At 69.7% G+C, this 7,570-nt stretch carries 8 protein-coding genes; 3 read left to right on the top strand and 5 right to left on the bottom strand.

What is annotated here, in order from left to right; genetic code table 11:
- Window positions 1-124: 124 nt before the first annotated feature.
- Window positions 125-1,540: a hypothetical protein gene (locus tag MLGJGCBP_RS12815; RefSeq protein ID WP_007296038.1), complete on the top strand. Its 1,416-nt coding sequence runs from the start codon at window positions 125-127 to the stop codon at window positions 1,538-1,540.
- A 95-nt stretch (window positions 1,541-1,635) separates the two neighbouring features.
- Here MLGJGCBP_RS12815 and MLGJGCBP_RS12810 read toward each other — a convergent pair whose 3' ends face one another.
- The 3 genes from MLGJGCBP_RS12810 to MLGJGCBP_RS12800 all read right to left on the bottom strand — a co-directional run bounded on the left by MLGJGCBP_RS12810 (window position 1,636) and on the right by MLGJGCBP_RS12800 (window position 4,441).
- Entirely contained in the window at window positions 1,636-1,833 is a 198-nt protein-coding gene (locus MLGJGCBP_RS12810; protein WP_007296039.1) for a hypothetical protein, read from the bottom strand.
- A gap of 75 nt (window positions 1,834-1,908) precedes the next feature.
- Entirely contained in the window at window positions 1,909-2,367 is a 459-nt protein-coding gene (locus MLGJGCBP_RS12805; protein WP_007296040.1) for a MerR family transcriptional regulator, read from the bottom strand.
- A 139-nt stretch (window positions 2,368-2,506) separates the two neighbouring features.
- Complete coding sequence (locus MLGJGCBP_RS12800; protein WP_007296041.1) at window positions 2,507-4,441, bottom strand: cytochrome c oxidase assembly protein; 1,935 nt, start codon at window positions 4,439-4,441, stop codon at window positions 2,507-2,509.
- A gap of 182 nt (window positions 4,442-4,623) precedes the next feature.
- Here MLGJGCBP_RS12800 and MLGJGCBP_RS12795 point away from each other — a divergent pair, with 182 nt between their 5' ends.
- Complete coding sequence (locus MLGJGCBP_RS12795) at window positions 4,624-5,553, top strand: cation diffusion facilitator family transporter (protein ID WP_007296042.1); 930 nt, start codon at window positions 4,624-4,626, stop codon at window positions 5,551-5,553.
- Between the two features lie 58 nt (window positions 5,554-5,611).
- Window positions 5,612-6,832 carry a L,D-transpeptidase gene (locus MLGJGCBP_RS12790; protein WP_007296043.1) on the top strand — a complete coding sequence of 407 codons (1,221 nt, stop codon included), beginning with the start codon at window positions 5,612-5,614 and terminating at the stop codon, window positions 6,830-6,832.
- An 18-nt stretch (window positions 6,833-6,850) separates the two neighbouring features.
- Here the strand turns inward: MLGJGCBP_RS12790 and MLGJGCBP_RS12785 are convergent, their stop codons facing one another.
- Window positions 6,851-7,291, bottom strand: a complete 441-nt coding sequence (locus MLGJGCBP_RS12785) for an SRPBCC family protein (RefSeq protein WP_007296044.1) — start codon at window positions 7,289-7,291, stop codon at window positions 6,851-6,853.
- A gap of 91 nt (window positions 7,292-7,382) precedes the next feature.
- The coding region (locus MLGJGCBP_RS12780; RefSeq protein WP_160096020.1) for a M23 family metallopeptidase at window positions 7,383-7,570 on the bottom strand (188 nt) is incomplete at its 5' end.

The following is a 7,570-nucleotide window of genomic DNA, read 5'->3' as shown; positions in this document are numbered from 1 at the left end:
GAAAGCCTCGGCGACAGCAACTCGCTCTACTTCACCGCCGGCCCCGCCGACGAGAAGGACGGCGTCTTCGGCCGCCTGCGGGCCGCACAATGACGGGGACACCACGATGACACTAGGTGTCGGCGTGACCATCGGGACGGCGTACGCGGTCGCCGCGACCGCGAGCGCGGATCACCCCACCGAATCGCTGCTCACGCGCCGGTCGACGCTGACACTCGGACCGGACTCGACCGTGCGCCTGGGTGACGCACCCGACGGCGCCGGGGTGCTCTCCGAATTCGCGCACCGTCTCGGCGATGTGCTCGTTGCAGGCGACGGGCGCCGCTACGCCGCGCAGGACCTGGTCGCCGCCGCCGCGCACTGTGTGATCGCCGAAACCCATGTCGCGGAAGACACCCCCGTCGTGCTTGCCCACCCGGCGGTGCACTCAGCCCACGCCGTCGGCGAACTACGGGCCGCGCTCGACCGGGCCGGGCTGGCCCGAGTCGGACTGGTTCCCGAACCCGTCGCGGCGCTCGCCTGGTTCGAAGCCGAGCATGGGCCACTCTCCGACGGTGTCGCGCTCGTCTGCGACCTCGGTGCCGACAGCCTGGACCTGACGATCGTATCGGGCGGCACGAACGACGGATCCGATCCCATCGTCGGACGGCCGCTGCGTTCGACGGAGTTCGGTAGCCACCGGAGCCAACCGACCGTCGACGAACTGACCTCGGCGCTCGAACTCGTCGCCGACTGTCTGGACGCCGCAGGTCTTTACACCTCCGATCTGGACCTGGTCCTGCTCACCGGCGCCGAGACGCCCCCCGGGCTGCGTGAGCGGCTCGAGGGCCTGGGCGCACCAGTGACCTGCCCGCCGTTTCCAGGCAGTGTTTCCGCCCGGGGCGCCGCACTGCTCGCGGCCGCATCGCGATACCCGATCGTCCCACCGGGGCACACGGTTCGACGAGGCCGGGGCGGTAACCTTCGTGTCGTCGCGGCGGTCGTGCTCGCCGCGGTCGCACTCATCGTGCCCTGGTACGCCTCGAACGTCGGATCCAACGCGCGCCACGACGACACCGTCGTGGCAAGTCCACCCCCGTCCCAGCACGGCTTCCGGCTGGTCGAACGCGCTGCACCGGCACCCGTTCCCTCGGCGAGTGCCGCAACCGTCCCGGCGGCGCCGGCGACGGTGGCCCTCACAGCGAATCCGGTGACGCCGATACCCCGCATGGTGGCAGTCACCGCCCCGCCCATCCCACCCACCCTGCCCACATCGATCCACCCGGTAATCGACTTCGTCGACACCACCATCGAACCCTCGACTCGGAAAACGATGTCTCTCTCCTCGGTTCCCTCTCCGGCCCCGGCCCCGGCCCCGGCGCCTATACCCGAGTCGAATCCGGTACCGACGACGGATCCCGACGAATCCACCCCCACCACCGAACCGCGACCGACCACCGAACCGCCGGCGACCACCCTGCCCGACGAGACCGAAACGCCACCGGCACCGATAGATCCATTGAGGCCGTCGGACCCGGAGACACCGGTGACCCCACCTTGATGTAGCCGGCCGGGCACGTTCCAGACGAGGGCGGGACCATCAGCACTCGCCCGAGACATTCCTGGTTTTCAGTATCTGGACTGGACGGACCGCGGTCACGGCGCCGTCGGGGTGATCAGGTCGTCGATCAGGGCCCGCCCATCGGATGGGGCGGTGATCGTCAGCGCGACGGTGCCGCGGTCGAAGGCGAGGATGAAGTCAAGGAAGGCGCAGCAGTGTTGTTCGGCCACGACCAACCCGGCGAGCTCGGCAGCGGACTCGGAGGGCACGGTGACCCGGACCCCGGTATCCACCTCCTCGCGGGGGCATCCGTCGAGGAGGGTGTTCCAGGCGGCGATCCGGGTGCGGTAGTCGCCGCCGTCGAGGGTTCAGGCGATCGGCCGATCGGTCTTGGCCGAGTCCGGTCCCTGCACGGTGACGGGTTCGAGGAGAACGGTGCACCGAGGGTTGCACCGGTCGTCGCGATCGGGTAGCGAGTCGAGCCGCTCCCGCGCGGCGATGAGTTCGGTGTGCAGCCGGGTCAGTGCGGCGATCCCAGTGGCGGCCTCTGCGATCCGGGCATCGAGGGCGGGTCGCAGGTGCGATCGCACCGACCGACAGGCGTCCTCCTCCCACACTGTCAGCAGCTCGACGATCTCGAGCAGCGGCATCTGCAGTCGCTTGGCCGCGGAGATGAGCCGCAGCCGCTGTTCGGCGTGCTCGTCGTAGAGGCGGTATCCGGAGTGCGAGCGGGCGGCGGGCAGGACGCCGACCTGCTCGTAATAGCGCAGCGTCGTCGCGGGGACACCGCTGCGGCGCGACAATTCGGAGATCAGCAGCTCGGCCATATGGCCACGGTAAACCTTCTATTCGAGTCGAAGGTCAACCCGAACAAGGGACCCACTTCGCCCGCTGGTAGCGGCTGGCACTGCAGGTCGGGTCACCGGGGCGGCGGTGTTCGTGCACTGGCTGATCAGCGTCTCTACGTCATCGGCGCGCCGCGGTGCGGCCGCGGCGCGGCGCGGTGACCGCGGCGGCGGCGAGTACGACCGCGAACGCCAGTGCCACCGCCCCGGTGCCCGCCCCGATCGCGGCGCCGAGCCGTTGATCGGCGGCGAGGTCGTCCCACCAGCCGCGGCGCAACATCGTGTAGTACTCGGCGGCGATGACGCTGTCGGCGCGGGCGACCAGGAGTAGGAAGCCGGCGTAGGCGGCGAGCCCGGCGACCGCCGTGATCAGCCGGGTGCGGGTGGAGGCGGCGGCCGGTGTCGGGTCCGGGCCGACACTGACCCAGAAGAACACGAACCCGGCGACCAGGAAGTAGCCGTTGGACACCACGTGCCAGGTGTGCGATCCGTCCAGCGAGCCGTAGATCCCACCGAGGTAGAACACGTAGAACCCGCCGAACAGCAGGGTCAGCGCCACCGCCGGGCGGGTGAGCAGCCGCAGCGGGGCGCTGAGATAGAGCTGCCGGGAGAACTCCCACATCCCGGGCACACCGTCGGCGCCGCGGCGCGCGGCCGCCGACCACAGGGTCAGCGGCGCCCCCAGCGCGAGCAGCAGCGGCGCGATGATCGCCAGCCCGGCCACCGCGCCCATGTGGACACTGAACACCGCCGGCGCGAATCGCCCGAGCCCCGACGAGGTGGCCAGCAGCAGCACCACACACCCGAGAACCCAGCACACCGTCCGGCCCACCGGCCACCGGTCACCCCGCGCGTGCAGGCGCCGAACGCCGAGCAGATAGGCGGCCGCCAGCACGAGCGCCGCGGTCCCGAAGATCAGGTCGAACCGCCAATCCAGAAGCATGCGGCCGGCGGACGGCGCGCCGCCCAGGTCGTAGCCGAGGGTTTCCCCGAGCGGGGTGGGTTCGCGGCGCTCGCCGGCCGGCGGCGGGGTGCGCCCCAGCGCGACGGCGATGCCGACGGTGACCGCGAGCACGACCGATTCGATCACCGCGAGCCGCACGAACTCCGCCCGGTCCTCGGGATCGTTCTCGAGTGCGGTGACCGCGACGGTGCGCTGGCGCCAGCCCGCGAACCCGACCAGTACCAGGGCGGCGACTTTCGCCAGGACGAGTACCCCGTAGGTGCTCGTCACCAGGTCGGTGATCGGGAGCCGCACGGCGGCGTTGATGACCCCGGAGACCGCCATCACCGTGAAGGCGCCCAGCGCGAGCGCCGAGAACCGGCGGACCGCGATATCGAGGCGCGCGCCGCGGCGGCGGGCGTGCAACACCAGGGCCACCAGCCCGCCCACCCACAGCGCGGCGGCAACGATGTGGAAGAGGAGGCTGTTGGTGGCGACGTCGTGCGAGCCGCCCGAGGCCGAGTGCCCGGACAGGGCGCGCGGCAGCACGCTGATCACCGCCAGCGCCAGCACCACCGGGGTCCACTTGTGACGCAGCACCAGCCGGGCCGCGATCGCGGCCACCACGGCGAGCAGGCAGGTCCACGCCCACGCCTTCGGGACCTCCAGGTCGGTGACGGCTTGGACGAAGGGGCCCGGGTCGGCGAACACCACGGCGAGAGTCTGCCCGGAACTGTCCGACAGGGTCAGCGGCACCAGCGCGACCGCGCTCAGCGCCCACAGTGCGGCGGCGACACCGGCGGTGCGCATCGCCAGATACCCGTCGACGTCGAGGACCCCGGAGGGCTGTGGTGGCACCAGCGCCGTGGACAGCAGGGCGGAGCCGACCATGACCACCGCACACGCCTCCCCGAATGCCATCACCGCCGGCAGCCCGTAGGTGGTGAGCGTGCCGGGATCGGGTAACCCCAACAGGCGCAGCGCCTCGGTGGTCGACAGCTGCGCCAGCGCGGCGGCGACGAGGGCCGCGATCGCCGCCCAGCCGAGGATCTGCGGCAGGGTGCGCCTGCGGGCCCGCTCCCCGGGGGCGCTGGGGTCATCTACTGCACTCACGCGAAAGAGGGCCTTCCTGGTCTGTGGAGTTCCGGTCGAGCCAGCTCATCGCCTGTGCACCGCCGCCGAAATACTATGCAGGTTAGTTGACGAGGGTGCGGCACCGAACACCCTCCCGATTGAATATATGCGCATATGACAATATGATCCGGGCTGACGCTGCAACGAAAGGACACGCTGTCATGGGTCAGGGACACGGCCACGGCCACGGGATCTCGCCCGCGGACGCGACGAGCGCCTCCGGGAAGCACCTGCGCAAGCTCTGGATCGCCGTCGCCCTCGGACTGGTCACCTTCGTCACCCAGGTCGCGGTGGGCCTGTCGACGTCATCGCTGGCGCTGCTGTCGGATTCGGCGCACGTGTTCACCGACGTGCTCGGCATTCTGATGGCGGTCATCGCCATCACGTTGGCGAACAAGGCGCACAACCGGCCCGAGCGTACCTTCGGGATGTACCGGGCGGAGGTATTCGCCGCCCTGTTCAATGCGGTCCTGCTCTTCGGGGTCGCCGGCTGGATCCTCTACGAGGCCGCCGGGCGACTCGACGATCCGCCCGAGGTGCCGGGCCTGCCGGTCGTCATCGTCGCGCTGGTCGGGCTGGCCATGAACGTCATAGCGTTCCTGCTGTTGCGCAGCGGCGCGAAGGAGTCCATCAACGTCCGCGGCGCCTACCTCGAGGTCATGGCCGACATGCTCGGCTCGATCGGGGTACTGGTCAGCGGACTGCTCACCCTGCTGTTCGGGTGGCGGTACGCCGACCCGATCATCGGTGTCGCCATCGGCCTGTTCGTCCTGCCGCGTGCGTTCAACCTCGGCCGCCACGCCATCCGCATCCTGCTCCAGCACGCCCCTGCCGGCGTGGACGTCGACGCGATCGGCCACGCCCTGGAAACCCTGCCCGGAGTGAAGGAATCGCACGACCTGCACGTGTGGACGCTGACCTCGGGCATGGAGGTGGCGTCGGCGCACCTGATCACCGAACGCGGCGCGGACCCGACCGCCGTACTCGCCTCGGCGCAGACACTGCTCGCGGAGAAGTTCGACCTCGAGCACGCCACGTTGCAGGTCGAACCCGCCGAGGGCGAAGGCCGCTGCCGCGAACTGCCCTGGTGACCGCCGTCGCACAGCGACTGCACACGCCCGGACCCTTCCGCACGGGAGAATCACTGTCATGCACGCCCGTCGCCGCCCCGGTCACCTCGCCGCTGTCCTCGCAGTCCTGCTGCTCGCTCTCGCCGCCGCCTGCGCACCCTCCACCGACCAACCTGCAGGACCGGCCACACCGCCGCCGGGACCGGAGATCACCGTGTCCCCGGCCGACGGCGCCGCCGCGGTCAACCCCACGGACCCGGTAGCGGTGAGCACAAACGGTGGCACCCTCGAGACGGTCACCATGACCAACGACGAGGGACGGGTGGTCGAGGGTATCTTCACCCCCGATCGCCTGTCCTGGAAACCGGGAGTACCCCTCGGCTACGGCCGCACCTACACCCTCGCAGTCACCGCGGTCGGCGACCAGCGTGTCCCGAGCGAGAAGACCAGCACGTTCTCCACGGTCACCCCCGGCAACCAGACCAAACCCACCTTCGTCACCAGCGGCGGGAACCTGCTCGCCGACGGCGGCACCTTCGGCGTCGGCATCGTGATCGTCACCCATTTCGACGAACCGATCACCGACCGCGCCGCCGCCGAAAGAGCCCTGCACGTGGAGACCACATCCCCGGTGACCGGCTCCTGGTACTGGGCGGACGTCCAGAACGTGCACTGGCGACCCCAGAACTACTGGGCGCCCGGCACCCAGGTCACCGTCCGTGCCAACGTCTACGGCATCGCGCTCGGCGAAGGCCTCTTCGGCCAGGAGGACGCGACCACCTCGTTCACCATCGGTGACGCCCACATCTCCGTCGCCGACGACACCACCAAACAGGTCACCGTCACCGACAACGGCGAAGTGGTCCGCACGATGCCGACGTCGATGGGCCGGGGCGGCACCGAAGTCGTGGGCGGGCAGACCCTCTCGTTCTGGACCCAACCGGGCATCTACACCGTCATCGACAAAGCCAACCCGGTCATCATGGACTCCTCCACCTACGGGCTTCCGGTGAACTCCCGCCTCGGATACAAGGAATCGATCAACTACGCCACCCGCATCAGCAACGACGGCATCTACCTCCACGAACTCGCCGACACCATCTGGGCGCAGGGCAACACCAACGTCTCGCACGGCTGCCTGAACCTGAGCCCCGACAACGCCCGCTGGTTCTACGACTTCTCCGTCCCCGGCGACATCGTCGAGGTCCGCAACACCGGCGGCGCCCCGCTCGAGCTGTGGCAGAACGGCGACTGGTCCGTCCCGTGGGAGCAATGGCAGGCCGGCAGCGCCCTGACCTGACCACACAGGGACGCGGCCTTACTCGGCGCGGGTTTCGAGCAGAGCCTCGAGGTTTCGCAGGTTGGCGGCGAAGTCCCGCCGCAGGCTCGCGGCCACCACCGGGTCAGCGAGGGCGAACAGCCCCTTCTGCTCCATCCGCATGTGGCAGCTCAGCCGGGTTCCCTCGGCGGTCTCCTCGGTCCGGTACGTCACCTCGAAGCGGCCCGGGCCGGACGCACCGGTGAACGTGATCTCCACGTTCGGCTCGAAGTGTGCGTACTCGTTGATCAGTTCCAGCCGCCGGCCCAGAAACTTGCGGACGACAACATGCTTGGTGCCCACCCCGGGCGGTCCGTCGGTGACCCGGCGGACCTGCTCGAGTCCGTTCTGCCAGCGGGGTGCGTTGGTCTGATCGGCGACGAAGTCGAAGACCTCCCCGACGGGGCGGTCGATGACGATGCTGCCCTCGACGTCGATCATCACCGACCACCATCCCTTTCCACACTGCGATGCGACTGCGCGGCTGGGGCCGAGCGTTCCCTCCGGGTGGGGAGAACAGGAGCAGGCCCGATCAGTCGAGACCGACGATGGAGGCACCGCGCTTGGCCAGCCACTTGACCGGATCCACGATTTCCCCGTCCGAGTCTTCGATTTCGAAGTGCAGGTGCGGACCGGTCGACTGGCCGCGGTTGCCGACGGTGGCGATCTGCTGTCCGGCCTTGACCCGCTCCCCCACCTCGACCAGGTTGTCGTTGTTGT

The sequence above is a fragment of the Rhodococcus sp. T7 genome (genome assembly GCF_009872365.1).
GTDB lineage: Bacteria > Actinomycetota > Actinomycetes > Mycobacteriales > Mycobacteriaceae > Rhodococcus_F.
The sequence above is the reverse complement of the archived record's forward strand: the minus strand, read 5'-3'. Positions and strand labels throughout refer to the sequence as shown.